Origin of the sequence: Roseicella sp. DB1501, assembly GCF_013112485.1 — a bacterium.
Classification (GTDB): domain Bacteria; phylum Pseudomonadota; class Alphaproteobacteria; order Acetobacterales; family Acetobacteraceae; genus Paracraurococcus.
Window position 1 is genome coordinate 14437 of sequence record NZ_JABFHG010000019.1, and the last position, 15626, is coordinate 30062.

The following is a 15626-nucleotide window of genomic DNA, read 5'->3' on the forward strand; positions in this document are numbered from 1 at the left end:
TGAGGGCAAACTGATTTCGCGTTTGCATCATGCAATGTCATGCCAAGGACATGCGTGTCCCCCTGGCTTCTCCCCCTCCCCGGCCTCCCTACGGCGGCCGGGCCGCCCGGGTCAGCCAGCGGCGCCGGCCCCCTGCCGCCGGGCGAGCGCCGCCTCGGCCTGGGCGAGCAGCTCGGCGATGATCTCCGCCGCGGGCTGGATCGCGGTCACCATGCCGATGCTCTGGCCAGCCATCAGGCTGCCCTGCTCGACATCGCCCTCGATCACCGCGCGCCGCAGGGCGCCGGCCCAGAAATGCTCGATCTCGAGCTGCGCCTCCTCCTTGCCCAGGGCGCCCGACTGGAAGCGCGCCAGCACCGTCGCCTGGTGCTCCATGAAGCGCTTGGTGCCCTCGTTCTGCAGCGCCCGCACCGGGATCACCGGGAAGCGCGCATCGAGTTGCACCGTCGGCACCGCGTCGCGCGCCGCGCCGCGGAGGAAGGCCTGCTTGAAGCGGGGATGCGCGATGCTCTCGGCGGCGCAGACGAAGCGGGTGCCGAGCTGGGCGCCGGCCGCACCCATCTCGAGATAGGAGAGGATCGCCTCGCCGCGGCCGATGCCGCCGGCGACGAAGATCGGCACCTCCTCCGCCAGCGCCGGCAGGATCTCCTGCGCCAGGACGTTGAGCGAGACCGGGCCGATATGCCCGCCCGCCTCGGAGCCCTCGATCACCAGCGCATCGGCGCCGGAGCGGACCAGCTTCTTCGCCAGCGCCAGCGCCGGGGCGAAGCAGACCACCTTGGCGCCCCCCTCCTTCGCCGCGCGGATGGCGGCGCCGGGCGGGATGCCGCCGGCGAAGACAATGTGGCTCACCTTCGCGGCGAGGCAGGTCTCGACCAGCGGCTGCAGCCGCGGATGCATGGTGATGAGGTTGACGCCGAAGGGCCGGTCGGTCAGCGCCTGGGTGCCGGCGATCTCCTCGGCCAGCCGGTCCGGCTCCATCGCGCCGCAGGCGATGGTGCCGAAGGCGCCGGCATTGGAGAGGGCGGCGACCAGGTGCCGCTCGCTCACCCAGCTCATCGCCCCGCCCATCAGGGCGACGCGGCTGCCGAGGAAGGCGGCGCCGCGCGCCATCAGCCGCTGCAGGGCGGGGCCGGGCGTTGGCTGGGGCGTCGGTGTGGCGGGGGCGAGGCTGTCCATCGGCATCAGCCGGCCGGGCCGTCGAGGCCATAGGCGGTGTGCAGGGCGCGCACCGCGAGCTCGGTGTATTCGGCGCCGACCAGCACGCTCACCTTGATCTCGCTGGTCGAGATGACCTGGATGTTGATGCCCTTCTCGGCCAGGGCGCTAAACATGGTGTTGGCGACGCCGGCATGGCTGCGCATGCCGACGCCGACGACGCTGATCTTCGCCACCTCGGGATCGGCGAGGACGCTCTCGAAGCCAAGCTCGCCGCGCGCCTTCTCGAGCGCGTCCTGGGCGCGGGCGAGATCGGCCTTGCCGACGGTGAAGGTCATGTCGGTGGTGCCGTCGGCGCCGAGATTCTGCACGATCATGTCGACATTGACGTTCGCGGCGGCCATGGCGCCGAAGACGCCGGCGGCGACGCCCGGCCGGTCCGGCACCCGCCGCAGGGTGAGCTTGGCGTCGTCCCGCGAATAGGCGATGCCGGTGACGATCGGCTGTTCCACGATCTCTTCCTCATCCACGACCAGGGAGCCTGGCTTGTCCTCGAAGCTGGAGAGCACCTGCACCCGCACCCGCTGCTTCATGGCGAGCTCGACCGAGCGGGTCTGCAGCACCTTGGCGCCGACCGAGGCGAGTTCCAGCATCTCCTCGTAGGAAATGCGCTCGAGCTTGCGGGCGCGCGGCACGATGCGCGGGTCGGTGGTGTAGATGCCGTCGACATCGGTGTAGATGTCGCAACGATCCGCCCTGACCGCGGCGGCGAGCGCGACCGCCGAGAGGTCGGAGCCGCCGCGGCCGAGCGTCGTCACCCGGTTGCGCACCGGCTCGACGCCCTGGAAGCCGGCCACCACCGGCACCTGCCCGGCCCGCATCCGCTCGATCAGCGTCGCGCCCTCGATCCGCTCGACCCGCGCCTTGCCATGCGCGCCATCGGTCAGGATCGGGACCTGCCAGCCCTGCCAGGAGCGGGCATCGACGCCGAGGCTCTGCAGCGCGATCGCCAGCAGGCCGATCGTCACCTGCTCGCCGGTCGCCACCACCGTGTCGTACTCGCGCGCATCGTGCAGCGGCGAGAGCTCCTGGCACCACTTCACCAGCTGGTTGGTCACGCCCGACATGGCGGAGACGACGACGGCGACCTCGCTCCCCGCCTGCACCTCCCGCTGCACGCGGCCGGCGACGTTGCGGATACGGTCGAGATCGGCGACGGAGGTACCGCCGAACTTCATCACGATGCGGGCCATCAGAAGGCGCTTCCCGGGCGTATTGCGGTCGGTGAGGGCAGCTCTCCGCGCGGTTGCGCGCGCGGGAAGGCCGGCACAGATACAGAGCCGGCCCACGCGCTGCAACATTGCCGCGCCCGGCGGCGAGGAGAGGGAGGCGGCGGGATGGCGCGCGAGGGCACGGCGATCGGGGCGGAGATCGCCAAATTCGACCGGCTGGCGGCGGATTGGTGGAACCCCGAGGGGCCGATGCGGCCGCTGCACGCCATGAACCCGGCGCGGATGGGCTGGATCATCGCCCGGATTGCCCGCCGCCACGGCCGCGACCCGGCGGCGCCACGGCCGCTGGAGGGGCTCGCCATCCTCGATGCCGGCTGCGGCGCCGGCCTCGCCGCGGAGGCGCTCGCCCGGGCCGGGGCGCGGGTGACCGGGCTCGACGCCGCCGCCGCGGCCCTCGCCGCGGCGCGGACGCATGCGGCGGCCGGCGGCCTCGCCATCGACTACCGCGAGGGCCTGCCGGAGGATTTGGCCGCGACGCATCGGGGGCGCTTCGATGCCGTGCTGTCGCTCGAAGTGGTCGAGCATGTCGCCGACCGCGAGGCCTTCTGCCGGCACCTCGCGGCGCTGCTGCGGCCCGGCGGCGCGCTGTTCCTCTCGACGCTGAACCGCACGCCGCGCTCCTGGCTCTTCGCCAAGCTCGGCGCCGAATACCTGCTGCGGCTGCTGCCGGTCGGCACGCATGACTGGCGCCTCTTCGTCCGCCCGTCCGAACTCGGCGCGGCGCTGCGCCAGGCGGGGCTGCGCGTCGCCGACATCGCCGGGTTGAGCATGGACCCGCTGACCGGGCGCTGGCGGGTCAGCCGCGATGTCGGGGTGAACTACCTGATGATGGCGGTCGCCGGCTGAGACCGGCCCCTATCGCCGCGTCTCGGCCCGGCCCGTCAGCCGGCCGGCGCCGTCCGTGTAGCGGGCCACGTCGCCGCGGGTCTCCGCGCGGCCCGTCACCCGGCCGGCGGCGTCGGTGAACCGGGTCACCCCATCCCGCGTCTCGGCCCGGCCCGTCAAGCGGCCGGCGCCGTCGGTGTAACGGGTCACGCCGCCGCGGCTCTCGGCCTGGCCGGTCAGGCGGCCGGCGGCGTCATGGTAGCGGCGCGTCTCGCGGCCCGGCTCCTCGGCCAGGGCCGCCGGGCCGGACAGAAGGGCCAGGCCCGGCGGGCCCAGCAGCAAGGCCAGGGCGAGGCGGGCGCCGCGCCTCATCCGTCGGCGCGCGGCACCCAGGGCAGGCGCGCCACCTCGATGCCCTCGTCCCGCAGCGCCTCGGTATCGGCATCCGAGGCCTCGCCGTAGATGCCGCGATGGTCGCTCTCGCCGCGGTGCATCCGCCGCGCCTCCTCGGCGAAATCCTTGCCGACATAGTCGCAGTTCTTCTCGACCTCGGCCCGCATGCGCTGCAGCAGCGCCAGGACCTGGGCGGGCACCGGCCCGGCGGCCGCCGGGCCTGCCTCGGCGGCTGCGGCGGGCGGTGCCGGCGGCACGACCGGCGGGGCCGGCACCGCTTCCTTGGCTCGGCTGCGGCCCTTCTTCGGGATCGCCGGCGCCATCAGGCGCTTCGACACCGCATGGCTGCCGCAGACCGGGCATTCCACGAAGCCCGCGCTCGCCTGAGCCTCATAGGCGCTGCTGTCCTTGAACCAGCCGTCGAATTCGTGGCCGGCGCCGCATTGCAGATCGTAGTGGATCATCCCGTCGCTTTCCCCGGCCCGCGGCGATGCCGGGGCGCGTCACCCATCAATATAGGATGGCACTCCCGAAGCGCGACTGCCAACTCCTTGCCAGGCCGAATGGAAACTGCGTCAGGTTCCGAGCAGCGCGTCGAGCTTGCCGGCGCGCTCGAGGGCCAGGAGATCGTCGGAGCCGCCGATCGCCTCGCCATCGATGAATATCTGCGGCACCGTGGTGCGGCCGCCGGAGCGCGCGATGGCGTCCTTGCGGGCCTGGGAGCCGTTCGGGGCGTCCACTTCCTCGAAAGCGACGCCCTTGCGGCCGAGCAGCGCCTTGGCGCGCTCGCAATAGGGGCAGAAGACGGTGGTGTAGATCTCGACCTTGGCCATGCCTGACAGTTTGGCGGCCGGCATGGCCGGTTCAAGCGCCGTCAAGGGACCACGAGCAACACCGTGATCACGGGGCTGGCGAGGAGGAAGGCCACGGCCAGCATGGTAAGCAGGCGGGCCGGCGGCTCCTCCGGCCTGGCGATGATGCGCCGGCGCGTGGCCGGCAGGGCAAACGCGGACCTGTCGCGCGGCAGCGGGGGGGTGCCGTGCACGATCTCGGACATGCGGCCTCCAGCGGCGTATCTGATGCCTTCAAGGGGAGATGGCGCCGGGGTGACATAGCGTTCACCGGGCCATGCTGCGATCATGTGCGCAACGATGGATCTCTGGCAAGTGATATCGCGTTACTGGCGATTTCGCTGACCAATGGGCAAGGCTATGCCCGCTCCAGCCGCGGGTCCGGAACCCGCGCCGCCGCCAGCACCTCCACCGCCGCCGCTCCGGCCGCCAGCAGCACCCGGGCGCAGCCCTCGGCCGTCGCGCCCGAGGTCATGACATCGTCGATCAGCAGCACCCGCCGCCCGGCGATGCGCGCCGCGCCGCCCCGGGAGACGGCGAAGGCATCCTCGAGCGCCGCCGCCCGCTCCGCCGCGCCCAGCGCCCCGAGGGGCGGCGTCCGCCGCCGGCGCCGCAGCAGGTCCGGGGCGTGCGGCAGCCCCGCCTGCCGGGCCAGCCTGGCGCCGAGCAGGGCGGATTGGTTGTAGCGACGCGCCAGCAGGCGCCGCCAGTGCAGCGGCACCGGGACCACCAGCTCGGCCCGCGCCAACAGCGCCGCCCCGGCCCGGGCCATGTGCCGGGCGAGCAGGCCGGCGAATTCGGTGCGGTCGCCATGCTTGAAGGGCAGGATCAGCCGCTGCGCCCCGGCATCGTAGCGCAGCGCCGCGCGGGCGGCCTCGAAGACCGGCGGGGCGGACGCGCAGCCCGGGCAGAGCGGGCCGGCGCCGGCATGCGGAAAGGGCACGCCGCAGCAGCGGCAGAGCGGCGCGGTGATGAAGGTGAGCCGGCCGAAGCAGCCGGCGCAGAGATGCCCCTGCGCGTCCACCGCGGCGTCGCAGGTGAGGCAATGCGGCGGCAGCAGGGCATCGAGAGCCAGCTCGCCCCAGCGCCGCAGCGGCGGGCCGAGCCTGCGCGCCAGGGACGGGCCCAGGGAAGGGCGCGGGTCCGGGCCGGCCGCGGCCCGCTGCATCAGGCCGCGGCCTCGCCGAAGCGGGCATCGCCGTCGCGGGCGACCTCATGCACCAGGTCGATCTCCCAGGAGAGGTATTCCCGCATCGCCGCCTCGACCCCGTCATTGCGGTCATAGGGGCGGAGATAGACGTCGATGCAGTCGGCATCCTCGGGGTTGCGCCGGTCCGCCCGCAGCGGCAGGCCGGCGGCGCGCCAGGCGCCGAGACCACCCGCGAGCAGCGCGACCGGCCCGAGGCCGAGCGCCTCCAGCTCCGGCACCGCCAGCCGCCCCAAGGTCTCGTCATGCGCCACGACCGCGATGCGCCGGCCCGGTTGCAGGCGCGGCCGCAGCGCCGCCAGCCGCGTCCGCACGCCCCAGAGCGCGCCCGGCAGGTGCGCCTCGCGGAAATCGAGCGAGCGGGTGACCTGCACCACCTGCGCCGTGCCGGCCGCGAGCTCGGCGGCCAGCACCTCCGGCGCCACCAGGGCGGGCGCGAGCGCCGCCGCCTCGGGGCAGTCCGGCACCCAGGGCCCGATCTCAAGAGGGCCGGCCAGCCCGTCCTCCAGCACATGCACCTCCCAGCCGCCGAGCTGGCGCAGCCAGCCGCCGGTCATCAGCGCCCTCACCCCGGTATCGTCCACCAGCACGATCCGCGCGCCGCGCACCGCGACCCAGTTGTCGGTGCCCTGCACGAGCTGCCCGCCCGGCGCCATGCGGCTGCCCGGCAGGTGGCCGACCAGGTATTCCTCCGGGTCCCGCACGTCGAGCAGATAGGTCGTGCGGTCCGCCTCGGCCCGCAGCGCGGCGAGGCCGGCGCGGTCGAGCCGGCGCACGCCCCAGCGATCGGCGAAGGCCCGGGCGCGCGCGAGCGCGGTCGGCAGGCTCTCCGGCGTGCCGCGCGGGAAGCTCGCCGAGCGGCCGCGATCGCAGGCGAAGCCGGCCAGCTCCCAGCCCATGGTGCCGTTGCGCAGGGCGACCACCTTGTTCGGCACGCCGGCGCTGCGCAGGCTCTCGGCCCCCATGATGCTGCGGGTGCGGCCGGCGCAGTTCACCACGATGGTGGTCTCCGGCCGCGGCGCGATCTCGCCGATGCGGTAGACCAGCTCGCCGCCCGGCACGTCGATGGCGCCGGGGATGGACATGCGGCGGAACTCGTCCATCGGGCGGCTGTCGAGCACGACCATGTCCTGGCCGCCCTCCATCATCGCCTTGAGCTCGCCGGGATCGACCGAGGGCGTGTGGTAGCGGTGCTCCACCCATTCGCCGAAGGCCTTGGAGGGCACGTTGACGCCGGAGAACAGCACGTAGCCGGCCGCCGCCCAGGCTGGCGTGCCGCCCTCGAGCACCGCGACATCGGTGCAGCCGATCCCTTCCAGATAGGTGGCCAGCCGTTCCGCCAGCCCCCCGTCCCCGCCATCGACGCAGCAGATCCGCACGCCGAGGCGCGGCAGGATCGCCCGTGCCCGCAACTCGGCGCGGGAGAGCGGGCAGGGATTGGCCCAGAAGAGGTGCGAGCGGCCGAACTCGCCATCCTCCCGCGCATCGAGGATGGCGAGCTCCCGCCCGTCCCCGATCCAGGCCTTCAGGCCCGGCGCGTCGATCCGGCGCATGGCGCTCAGCCCGCCGGGCGGGGATGCGAGGCGCGGCGGGATTGGTCTCGGCTCATGGCGGGTCTCCTCCTGCGGCGCGGCCCGGTCCGGATGCCGGCGGCCCGCCCCTCGGAGGGTTGTCCCGCCGCCGGCGCCGCCTGAAAAGCCCCGCCCCCCTCCCCATGCCTCACAGCAGCCCCGCCTGGCGCAGCGAGACATGCCGGCCGTTGCCGATGATGACATGGTCGTGCAGCACCAGGCCGAGCAGCGCCGCCGCGGCCTTCACCTCGGCGGTCATCTCGATATCCGCCCGCGAGGGGGTGGGATCGCCGCTCGGGTGGTTGTGGACCAGGATGAGGGCCGTCGCCTGCAATTCGAGCGCGCGCCGCACCAGCTCGCGCGGATAGACGGGGGTGTGGTTGACGGTGCCGCGGCCCGCAACCTCGTCGGCGATGAGGTGGTTGCGGGCGTCGAGGTAGAGGACATGCAGCTGCTCCACCCGCTCGCGCGCCAGTTGGATGGTCAGGTAGTCGATCAGCCGGTCCCAGCGATCGAGCAGGACGCCCTGGCGCAGCGCGCCGCGCGCGAGGCGGAGCGCCGCGGCCTGCACGGTCTTCAGCGCCGCCATGCCGGCCTCGCCGAGACCCTCGACGGCGCGCAGCTCGGCCGGCGGCGCCGCGACGGCATCGGCGAAGCTGCCGAAGCGCGCCAGCAGGGCGCGGGCGAGCGGCTTGGTGTCCCGCCGCGGCAGGGCGAGGAAGAGCACCATCTCCAGCAGCTCGTGGTCCAGCACCGCCTCGGGCCCGGCCTGCAGCAGACGCTGGCGCATGCGGGCGCGGTGGCCGAGATGGCCAGGCGGCGCGGCCTCCGCGGCCGGCGTCAGGCCGGGCAGCGACGGCCCGGCGCCGCGGCGCCGGAGGCCGTTGCCCCGCGGCCCCGAGGCCGCCGGGCCGGACGGCAATGGCAGGGGCAAGGATAAGGGCAGCGCCAGTCCGGCTTCGGCAAAGCCACCCTCGCCCGGCATGGCCTCGTCATGCCCGGCATGGGGCGGCGCGCCGGCCTCGGCCTGCGGCACGGCGTTGCCAGTGGGGCCGGGATCGGCTTTCGGCATGCTGCGCCGCATCCTCCGGTCGGGGATGTGCGTTATGATAGCGGAATGTCGGCGCCAGTCCACCGCAACTAGACCATGCCCCGCTCACACAGGATCGCGGATCATGGTCCAGGCCGTTGTTCGGTCGCGTGAGTCACGCTTTCCGATGTTTCCACCTCAAGCGATCACGCTCCAGCCCACCGCCAGACGCGGCGGCAGGCCCCCAGGCCCCTTCGGGCTTCAGCCCTCGTAAGGCGGGTGGTGCAGGCCGGCCGGCGAGTAGGTGAAGACCTCGCAGCCGGTCTCGGTGACGCCGACCATGTGCTCGAACTGGGCGGAGAGGCTGCGGTCGCGCGTCACCGCGGTCCAGCCATCGTCGAGGATCTTCACGTCCGGCCGGCCGACATTCACCATCGGCTCGATGGTGAAGAACATGCCCGGCTTCAGCACCGGCCCCTCGCCGGGGCGGCCGAAATGCAGCACGTTCGGCGGCTCGTGGAAGCGGCGGCCGATGCCGTGGCCGCAGAAGTCGCGCACGACCGAGAAGCGGTGGCGCTCGACGACCGTCTGGATGGCATGCCCGATATCGCCGAGCGTCGCCCCGGGCCGGGTCGCCTCGATGCCCCGCATCAGCGACTCATAGGTCACGTCGAGCAGCAGCCGCGCCTTGGTCGAGGCTTGGCCGGCCACGTACATGCGGCTGGAATCGCCGTGCCAGCCATCCAGGATGACGGTGACGTCGATGTTCAGGATGTCGCCATCCGCCAGCACCCGCTCGCCGGGGATGCCGTGGCAGACCACGTGGTTGATCGAGGTGCAGATCGACTTCGGGTAGCCGCGATAGCCGAGCGGCGCCGGCGTCGCGCCATGCGCCAGGATGAAGTCGTGGCAGAGCCGGTCCAGCTCCTCGGTGGTGACGCCCGGCCGCACATGCGGGGTGATCATGTCGAGCGCGGCCGCCGCCAGCTGGCCGGCCCGCCGCATGGGGGCGAAATCCTCGGGGGAATGGAGGGTGATGCGGCGGGAATCGCCGCCCTGCTGGTCCATGGTGCGCGACTGTCTCTGGCGAGTGTGGTGGCCGAGAAGATGCGCGCGAGGGGCACGGGAAGCAAGCGCCGCTCCGTACCCAGGCCGCGCGGCGGGGCTGCGGGCCATGCAGGCCTCAATGCGGCCGGCCGGTCGCCTCCCCCGCGCCGCGCTCCTCGACCCCCAGCGCCTCGGCCAGCCGCACCGTGGCGCTGCCCGGCCGCGCCGGCCGGCTCTGGCTCTCATGCGGCGCCCAGCCGGTCATCACCAGCAGCCGGAGGCTCGCCCGGATGCCCTCGGCATCCTCCGGCAGGCGGCTTGCGGCCAGCGGCAGCAGCGCCCGCGGCGGCACGCGCGGGTCGCGGGCCAGCACCGCGTTGGTCTCCCCGGCGGCGCGCAGGTCGTGGAAGAGCGCCATCGGGTTGCGGTAGCGCAGCGGCAGCGTCTCGGCATCGGCGACCGGGAGGGCGAAGCCTGCCCGCTGCAGCAGCCCGGCCAGGTCGCGCAGCTCGGGGAAGGGCGAGACGCGCGGCGAGAGGCCGTCGCGCAGCTCGCCCTCGGCCGAGGCCAGCGCCTCGCGCAGCTCCTGCAGCGTGCCGAGCCCGGGAAGCGAGGCGAGGAACAGCCCGTCCGGCCGCAGGGCACGGCGGATCTGCAGCAACGCGCCGGGCAGGTCGTTGACCCAGTGCAGCGACAGGCTGGCCACCACCAGGTCGAAGCTCCCGGCGGCGAAGGGCAGCCATTCCTCGTCGCCGGCGACCGCCCGGCCGCCGGCGAGCGCGGCCATGCGCGGCGAGAGGTCGAGGGAGACGACGAAGGGGATGCCGCGCGCCCGCAGCCGCGGCGCGATCACCCCGCGGCCGCCGATCTCGAGAGCGCGTGAGAAGCGGCGGGTGGTGTCGTCCAGCCGGTCCAGCAGGCCGTCGGCGGCCGCTTCCAGCACCGGCGCCACCTGCGCGACGGTGGCGGCGGCCCGGTCGCGGCGGCGCCGCACCAGCCGCCGGTCGAAGACCCGCATCGGGTCGCGTTCGGAGTGGGTCATGCCGCCCTCCAGGTGGGGCGGCGCCAACCCGATGTCACGTCCGGGATGGCCATGCCCCGCCGCCCGGTGGCGACCAACCTCAGCCCGGCAAGCCTGGCGCGGCCGGCGGCGCCGCGACGAGGGCCGGGCGCTGCTGCAGGGCGGCATGCGCCGCGCCGCCGAGCAGGCCGAGCCGGTGCACGTCCTCCCAGATCATCTTCACGCCGATCCAGACGATCAGCGCCACGCCGAGATAGGCGATCCAGCGATAGCGCTCGAGCAGCTTCGAGATCAGCGTCGCCGCGACGCCCATCAGCAGGATGGAGATGACGAGGCCGAGCACCAGCATCGGCATGTTGCCATGCGCCGCGCCGGCGACGGCGAGGACGTTGTCGAGGCTCATCGAGACGTCGGCGATGACGATCTGGCGGAGCGCCGTCGCCATGGTCTTGGTCTCGTGATGGCTGTGGTCGCCGCTCTCCTCCTCCTTGTCCTCGGCGCGCAGCTCCCGGAAGAAGGTGAAGGCGATCCAGAGCAGCAGCAGCCCGCCGACCAGCAGCAGGCCGGGGACGGCGAGGAGCTGCACCGCGGCGACGCTCAGGACGATGCGCAGCACCACGGCCAGCACCATGCCGAACATGATGGCGCGCGGCCGTTGCTCGGCCGGCAGGCCGGCGGCGGCGAGGGCGATGAGGACCGCGTTGTCGCCCGACAGGATGATATTCACGCCGAGGATCTCGGTGAGCGTGAACCAGTTCCAGCTCGCCATCAGCGAGGTCATGTCCATGCGGCGACGTCTCCGGCCAATCGAAAAATGTTGCGCGATTTGGCCGAAATCCGGACTGCGGGCAAGCCGGCGCGGCGCTGGTCGGCAGGAATGGAGGCGCGGCGTGGCCACCGGGCCAGTCGGCACCCCAGGGGGGAGATTAACTAATAGTGGATTTTCCCTTCGCAATTTTTCGCGTTATGGCAAAGTTTCGCCGGCGCAGGATGAGGGCCTGACGGTGTGGCTGCGGAAGCTGTTCGACGGGCGGGGCGGGACCGCCGAGGTCATGCGGCCGGGAGGCGGCGGGCGACGCTTCCCCGAGGCCGCATCGCCGCGGCCGGGGCAGGGCTTGGCCGAGACCAGCTGCCCGGCCGATTTCCGCCGGCCCGGCGCCTCGCCCGCCACCGCCATGGCCGAGGGGACGGCCACGGCCGCGGCGGAGCCGCCCCTCTCGACCGCCCTGCCCTTCCCGAGCACCGGCCCGCACGGCCATCGCGCCCGCATGCGCGACAAGCTGCTCGAGCGCGGCCCCGAGGCGCTGGCGGATTACGAGCTGCTGGAGATGCTGCTCTTCCTCGCCATGCCGAAGGGCGACACCAAGCCGCTGGCCAAGGCGCTGATCAACCGCTTCGGCAGCTTCGGCAACGTCCTCGCCACGCCGACCAGGACGCTGCTCGAGACCCGCGGCCTCGGGCCGCACAGCGTCGCCGCCCTCAAGCTCGTCCAGGCCTCGGCGCTGCGCATGATGCGGGCCGAGGTGCTGGAGCAGCCGGTGCTGAACAACTGGGACCGGCTGATGGACTACCTGACGGCCGCGATCGCGCGGGAGAAGGTGGAGCAGTTCCGCGTCCTCTACCTCGACACCCGCAACCGGCTGATCGCCGACGAGGCGCAGGCCCGCGGGACGGTCAACCACACGCCGGTCTATCCGCGCGAGGTGGTCAAGCGGGCGCTCGAGCTGCACGCCACCGCGCTGATCATGGTGCACAACCACCCCTCGGGCGACACCAAGCCCTCCGGCCCCGACATTGCCATGACGCGCGAGGTCAAGCAGGCCGCCGCCATCTTCTCGATCGCCCTGCACGACCACATCATCATCGGCCATGGCGGCTGGTTCAGCTTCCGCGACGCCGGATTATTGTGATGCGGCGCGCAGGGCGGTTTCACCGTCCTTCCCCTCAAACGCCGGGCGCTGCCTCCGGCAGCTTGGCTTCGCCGCGTCGCGCCGACAGGCGCGCCTGACGACGCGACCGGCGGCGTCCGTTCGGGCGCCCGGCCCTGCGGGCCGCGGCCTGGAGCCGCGTGAGCCGGGTACGGGCGCCGCCGGACCCATCGCCGCCCGCGCCCTTGCCAAGCGGGCGCCGGGCGGTTCAAACCCGGCGGCATCGCATCGCCGCCGCGCCCCGGCGCGGCCGCCCGAACGCCGAGGCCCCGGATGGTCCCCCGCTACACCCGCCCGCAGATGGCCGCGATCTGGTCCCCCGAGGAGCGCTTCCGGATCTGGTTCGAGATCGAGGCGCTCGCCGCCGAGGCGATGGCCATGCTCGGCACCATCCCGGCCGAGGCCGCCCGGGCGATCCGCGAGAAGGGCATGCCGCGCGCCGCCTCGATCGGCCCGGCCGAGGTGGAGGCGATCGACGCCATCGAGCGGGTCACGCGGCACGACGTCATCGCCTTCCTCACCTGGATGGGCGAGGGCATCGGGCCGGAAGCCCGCTTCATGCACCAGGGCATGACCAGCTCCGACGTGCTCGACACCTGCCTCTCGGTGCAGATGGTGCGCGCCGCCGACCTGCTGATCGCCGATGTCGATGCGCTCCTGGCCGCCCTGAAGGCGCGGGCCGAGGAGCACAAGTACACGCCCACCATCGGCCGCAGCCACGGCATCCATGCCGAGCCGACCACCTTCGGGCTCAAGCTCGCCGGCTTCCATGCCGAGTTCGCCCGCAACCGGGCCCGGCTGGTGGCGGCGCGGGCGGAGATCGCCACCTGCGCCATCAGCGGCCCGGTCGGCACCTTCGCCAGCGTCGATCCCCGGGTGGAGGCCTTCGTCGCGGAGCGGCTCGGCCTCGCCGTGGAGCCGGTCTCCACCCAGGTCATCCCGCGCGACCGGCACGCCGCCTTCTTCGCGGCACTGGCGGTGACGGCGGCCTCGCTGGAGCGGCTGGCGACCGAGGTGCGGCACCTGCAGCGCAGCGAGGTGCGCGAGGCGGAGGAGTTCTTCCATGCCGGCCAGAAGGGCTCCTCGGCCATGCCGCACAAGCGCAACCCGGTGCTGAGCGAGAACCTCACCGGCCTCGCCCGGCTGGTGCGCAGCCATGTCGTCCCGGCGCTGGAGAATGTCGCGCTGTGGCATGAGCGGGACATCAGCCATTCCTCGGTCGAGCGGGTGATCGCGCCGGACGCGACCATCGGCCTCGACTTCGCCCTCGCCCGCGCCACCGGCATGATGGAGAAGCTGACCGTCTATCCCGAGCGGATGCAGGAGAACCTGGAGGGGCTCGGCGGCGTCGTGCATTCGCAGAAGGTGCTGCTGGCGCTGACCCAGGCCGGGCTGAGCCGCGAGGCGGCCTATGCCGCCGTGCAGCAGGCGGCGATGGCGACCTGGACCCGCCTCGGCAAGGCGGATGCCCGCAGCTTCGCCGAGAACCTGCTGGCCAACCCGGATGTCGCCGGCCGGCTGGACGCCGCGGCGCTGGCGGCGGCGATGGACCCGCAGCGCGACTTCCGCCATGTCGACACGATCTTCGCCCGGGTCTTCGCGGCGGCGTGATGCCCCTGCCCTGGCCAAGCCGTCCCGCCGCCCCCTTTCCGCCCCATCGCCTGCCTATATCGGAGGGAGATGAGGAGCATTGGTGCGATGCGCCGCCTGACACTGACCCTGCTGGCTGCCATGGCCGGGCTTGCCGGCATGGCCTTCACGCCCGCGGCCGAGGCCCAGGCCTATTGGTACGGGCCTGGCCCAGGGCCCGGCTACTACTACCGCCCGCCGCCGCGCTACTGGCGGCCGCCCCCGCCGCCGCCGGTCTATTACCGGCCGCCGCCGCCGCGGCCCTATTACGGCCCGCCGCCAGCCTATTTTCCGCCGCCGCCGCGCTACTACGCGCCGCCGCCCCCGCCGCCGCCGGGCTTCGGACTCTACATCCGCTAACTGCAGGGCGGCGTCCCGCGAACCGGGGGGCCGCCGCATGTGCACCGTGATCCTGCTGCACCGGCCGGGCCATGCCTGGCCGGTGCTGATCGCCGCCAACCGCGACGAGATGCTGGGCCGGCCCTGGGACGCGCCCGGCCCCTGGTGGCCGGACCGGCCGGGGGTGGTCGGCGGCCGGGACCGCGGCGGCGGCGGCACCTGGATGGCCGCGAACCGCGCCGGGGTGGTGGCGACGGTGCTGAACCGCCCAGGTAGCCTCGGCCCCGCCCCCGGCAAGCGAAGCCGCGGCGAGTTGCCGCTGCTGGCGCTTGCCGCCGACAGCGCCGCCGCGGCGGCAAGCGCCATCACCGCCCTGCCGGCCGCCGAGTGGCGCCCCTTCAACATGGTGCTCGCCGACCAGCGGGGCGGGATCTTCCTGCGCGGCGAGGGACACGGCCATCCGGTGGCCGAGTTGCTGCCCTCCGGCATCTCCATGGTCACGGCACACGACCCGAACGACCTGGACAGCCCGCGCACCGCCCGCCACCTGCCCCGCTTCCGCGCCGCCCCGCCGCCCATGCCGGAGCAGGGGGACTGGACGGGATGGGCGGCGCTGCTCGCCGATGACAGCCTCGCCGCCAGCCGGGCCGATGCGCTGCGGGTGCCGCCGGCGGACGGTTTCGGGACGGTCTGCGCCAGCCTGCTGGCGATCGATGCGAAGGGCGGGCTGCGCTGGGAATTCGCCGCTGGCCCGGCCGGCCTGGCGCCCTTCCGGCCGGTGGCGCTGCAGGCGGCGCCGGCATGAGCGGCCGGCGCCGCGCCTTGCTGGCGCTCGCCCTGCTGCTGCCCGCCCTGGCGGGCGCGCCGGCGGGCGCCGAGCCGGCCCGGCCGGGCCGCCAGCCCGCGCGCGCGAAGGCCCCGACGCATGCGGCGACGCCCGCCGCACGGCGCCCGGCGAAGCCGGCGGCCCAGACGGGCGGCGGGACGGCGGCGGGACCGGTGCTCAACCCGGTCGACCGGCAGGAGGTCCGCGCCTGGCTCGAGGCCAATCCGGACTGGACGCCGCCCGAACCGCCGTCCCGGCCGCTGGTGCGCGGCCGGGCCCTGCCGCAGGATGCGGGCGGCGCACCGCTGCCGCCGGAGCTGGCGATGCGCCTGCCCTATTTTCCCGGCTACCGGTATCGCGCGGTCGGGACGGACCTGGTGCTGCTCGCCGCCGGCAGCGAGGTCGTCGCGGGGGTGCTGCCGGGGGCGCTGGCGCGCTGAGGCGGGCCGCCATTTCCTGCAACCGACAAACGCGCCACGCTCAACACACTGTCTGGCGCTCCGGCTGGG

General features: G+C 73.8%; 18 protein-coding genes. 6 read left to right on the top strand and 12 right to left on the bottom strand.

Going from position 1 to position 15626, the window contains the following annotated elements; translation table 11 throughout:
• Window positions 1–111: 111 nt before the first annotated feature.
• Together HJG45_RS25740 and HJG45_RS25745 are read right to left on the bottom strand one after the other, a co-directional pair.
• Window positions 112–1185, bottom strand: coding sequence for an NAD(P)H-dependent flavin oxidoreductase (locus tag HJG45_RS25740; protein WP_408902036.1), 1074 nt, complete (start codon window positions 1183–1185; stop codon window positions 112–114).
• On the bottom strand, window positions 1185–2411 hold the full coding sequence (locus HJG45_RS25745) for an aspartate kinase (RefSeq protein WP_171616479.1): 1227 nt from the start codon (window positions 2409–2411) through the stop codon (window positions 1185–1187). The genes HJG45_RS25740 and HJG45_RS25745 overlap by 1 nt, the downstream gene beginning before the upstream one ends.
• 144 nt (window positions 2412–2555) lie before the next feature.
• On the opposite strand from HJG45_RS25745, the gene ubiG reads away from it, so the two are divergent.
• Window positions 2556–3296 carry a bifunctional 2-polyprenyl-6-hydroxyphenol methylase/3-demethylubiquinol 3-O-methyltransferase UbiG gene (gene ubiG, locus HJG45_RS25750; RefSeq protein WP_171616481.1) on the top strand — a complete coding sequence of 247 codons (741 nt, stop codon included), beginning with the start codon at window positions 2556–2558 and terminating at the stop codon, window positions 3294–3296.
• A gap of 9 nt (window positions 3297–3305) precedes the next feature.
• Here the strand turns inward: ubiG and HJG45_RS25755 are convergent, their stop codons facing one another.
• From HJG45_RS25755 to HJG45_RS25800, 10 genes are all read right to left on the bottom strand, one after another.
• Complete coding sequence (locus tag HJG45_RS25755) at window positions 3306–3647, bottom strand: hypothetical protein (protein WP_171616483.1); 342 nt, start codon at window positions 3645–3647, stop codon at window positions 3306–3308.
• Entirely contained in the window at window positions 3644–4132 is a 489-nt protein-coding gene (locus HJG45_RS25760; RefSeq protein ID WP_171616485.1) for a DUF1178 family protein, read from the bottom strand. Before HJG45_RS25760 ends, HJG45_RS25755 begins: the two co-directional genes overlap by 4 nt.
• Before the next feature lie 111 nt (window positions 4133–4243).
• Entirely contained in the window at window positions 4244–4501 is a 258-nt protein-coding gene (gene grxC / locus HJG45_RS25765) for a glutaredoxin 3 (protein WP_171616575.1), read from the bottom strand.
• Window positions 4502–4542: 41 nt separating this feature from the next.
• A complete protein-coding gene (locus tag HJG45_RS25770; protein WP_171616488.1) occupies window positions 4543–4725 on the bottom strand; it encodes a hypothetical protein in 183 nt (60 codons plus the stop codon).
• A 152-nt stretch (window positions 4726–4877) separates the two neighbouring features.
• The gene (locus HJG45_RS25775; protein WP_171616490.1) at window positions 4878–5687 is read right to left on the bottom strand and encodes a ComF family protein; all 810 of its coding nucleotides are present in this window, start codon (window positions 5685–5687) and stop codon (window positions 4878–4880) included.
• Complete coding sequence (locus tag HJG45_RS25780; protein WP_171616492.1) at window positions 5687–7279, bottom strand: rhodanese-like domain-containing protein; 1593 nt, start codon at window positions 7277–7279, stop codon at window positions 5687–5689. Before HJG45_RS25780 ends, HJG45_RS25775 begins: the two co-directional genes overlap by 1 nt.
• 166 nt (window positions 7280–7445) lie before the next feature.
• Window positions 7446–8369 (bottom strand): RadC family protein, encoded by a 924-nt coding sequence (gene radC, locus HJG45_RS25785; RefSeq protein ID WP_254452792.1) that lies wholly within the window; start codon window positions 8367–8369, stop codon window positions 7446–7448.
• A 219-nt stretch (window positions 8370–8588) separates the two neighbouring features.
• Window positions 8589–9395, bottom strand: coding sequence for a type I methionyl aminopeptidase (gene map, locus HJG45_RS25790; RefSeq protein ID WP_171616494.1), 807 nt, complete (start codon window positions 9393–9395; stop codon window positions 8589–8591).
• Between the two features lie 115 nt (window positions 9396–9510).
• Complete coding sequence (locus HJG45_RS25795; RefSeq protein ID WP_171616496.1) at window positions 9511–10416, bottom strand: methyltransferase domain-containing protein; 906 nt, start codon at window positions 10414–10416, stop codon at window positions 9511–9513.
• Window positions 10417–10495: 79 nt separating this feature from the next.
• Window positions 10496–11182 (bottom strand): TerC family protein, encoded by a 687-nt coding sequence (locus tag HJG45_RS25800; protein ID WP_254452793.1) that lies wholly within the window; start codon window positions 11180–11182, stop codon window positions 10496–10498.
• Window positions 11183–11399: 217 nt separating this feature from the next.
• Between HJG45_RS25800 and radC (HJG45_RS25805) the strand changes: the two genes are divergently transcribed.
• The 5 genes from radC (HJG45_RS25805) to HJG45_RS25825 all read left to right on the top strand — a co-directional run bounded on the left by radC (HJG45_RS25805) (window position 11400) and on the right by HJG45_RS25825 (window position 15557).
• Window positions 11400–12305 carry a DNA repair protein RadC gene (radC, locus tag HJG45_RS25805; protein ID WP_408902037.1) on the top strand — a complete coding sequence of 302 codons (906 nt, stop codon included), beginning with the start codon at window positions 11400–11402 and terminating at the stop codon, window positions 12303–12305.
• A gap of 291 nt (window positions 12306–12596) precedes the next feature.
• On the top strand, window positions 12597–13934 hold the full coding sequence (purB, locus tag HJG45_RS25810) for an adenylosuccinate lyase (RefSeq protein ID WP_171616498.1): 1338 nt from the start codon (window positions 12597–12599) through the stop codon (window positions 13932–13934).
• An 87-nt stretch (window positions 13935–14021) separates the two neighbouring features.
• Window positions 14022–14312, top strand: a complete 291-nt coding sequence (locus tag HJG45_RS25815; protein WP_171616452.1) for a hypothetical protein — start codon at window positions 14022–14024, stop codon at window positions 14310–14312.
• 37 nt (window positions 14313–14349) lie between these two features.
• The gene (locus HJG45_RS25820) at window positions 14350–15096 is read left to right on the top strand and encodes an NRDE family protein (protein WP_171616500.1); all 747 of its coding nucleotides are present in this window, start codon (window positions 14350–14352) and stop codon (window positions 15094–15096) included.
• Entirely contained in the window at window positions 15093–15557 is a 465-nt protein-coding gene (locus HJG45_RS25825; protein ID WP_171616501.1) for a hypothetical protein, read from the top strand. Before HJG45_RS25820 ends, HJG45_RS25825 begins: the two co-directional genes overlap by 4 nt.
• The last annotated feature ends 69 nt before the right edge of the window (window positions 15558–15626 follow it).

What these genes read in the sequence shown, in the direction of transcription:
- HJG45_RS25740 (WP_408902036.1), bottom strand. Translation starts at nt 1,185, where the DNA reads ATGCCGATGGACAGCCTCGCCCCCGCCACACCGACGCCCCAGCCAACG.
- HJG45_RS25745 (WP_171616479.1), bottom strand. Translation starts at nt 2,411, where the DNA reads ATGGCCCGCATCGTGATGAAGTTCGGCGGTACCTCCGTCGCCGATCTC.
- ubiG (WP_171616481.1), top strand. Translation starts at nt 2,556, where the DNA reads ATGGCGCGCGAGGGCACGGCGATCGGGGCGGAGATCGCCAAATTCGAC.
- HJG45_RS25755 (WP_171616483.1), bottom strand. Translation starts at nt 3,647, where the DNA reads ATGAGGCGCGGCGCCCGCCTCGCCCTGGCCTTGCTGCTGGGCCCGCCG.
- HJG45_RS25760 (WP_171616485.1), bottom strand. Translation starts at nt 4,132, where the DNA reads ATGATCCACTACGATCTGCAATGCGGCGCCGGCCACGAATTCGACGGC.
- grxC (WP_171616575.1), bottom strand. Translation starts at nt 4,501, where the DNA reads ATGGCCAAGGTCGAGATCTACACCACCGTCTTCTGCCCCTATTGCGAG.
- HJG45_RS25770 (WP_171616488.1), bottom strand. Translation starts at nt 4,725, where the DNA reads ATGTCCGAGATCGTGCACGGCACCCCCCCGCTGCCGCGCGACAGGTCC.
- HJG45_RS25775 (WP_171616490.1), bottom strand. Translation starts at nt 5,687, where the DNA reads ATGCAGCGGGCCGCGGCCGGCCCGGACCCGCGCCCTTCCCTGGGCCCG.
- HJG45_RS25780 (WP_171616492.1), bottom strand. Translation starts at nt 7,279, where the DNA reads ATGCGCCGGATCGACGCGCCGGGCCTGAAGGCCTGGATCGGGGACGGG.
- radC (WP_254452792.1), bottom strand. Translation starts at nt 8,369, where the DNA reads ATGCCGAAAGCCGATCCCGGCCCCACTGGCAACGCCGTGCCGCAGGCC.
- map (WP_171616494.1), bottom strand. Translation starts at nt 9,395, where the DNA reads ATGGACCAGCAGGGCGGCGATTCCCGCCGCATCACCCTCCATTCCCCC.
- HJG45_RS25795 (WP_171616496.1), bottom strand. Translation starts at nt 10,416, where the DNA reads ATGACCCACTCCGAACGCGACCCGATGCGGGTCTTCGACCGGCGGCTG.
- HJG45_RS25800 (WP_254452793.1), bottom strand. Translation starts at nt 11,182, where the DNA reads ATGGACATGACCTCGCTGATGGCGAGCTGGAACTGGTTCACGCTCACC.
- purB (WP_171616498.1), top strand. Translation starts at nt 12,597, where the DNA reads ATGGTCCCCCGCTACACCCGCCCGCAGATGGCCGCGATCTGGTCCCCC.
- HJG45_RS25815 (WP_171616452.1), top strand. Translation starts at nt 14,022, where the DNA reads ATGCGCCGCCTGACACTGACCCTGCTGGCTGCCATGGCCGGGCTTGCC.
- HJG45_RS25820 (WP_171616500.1), top strand. Translation starts at nt 14,350, where the DNA reads ATGTGCACCGTGATCCTGCTGCACCGGCCGGGCCATGCCTGGCCGGTG.
- HJG45_RS25825 (WP_171616501.1), top strand. Translation starts at nt 15,093, where the DNA reads ATGAGCGGCCGGCGCCGCGCCTTGCTGGCGCTCGCCCTGCTGCTGCCC.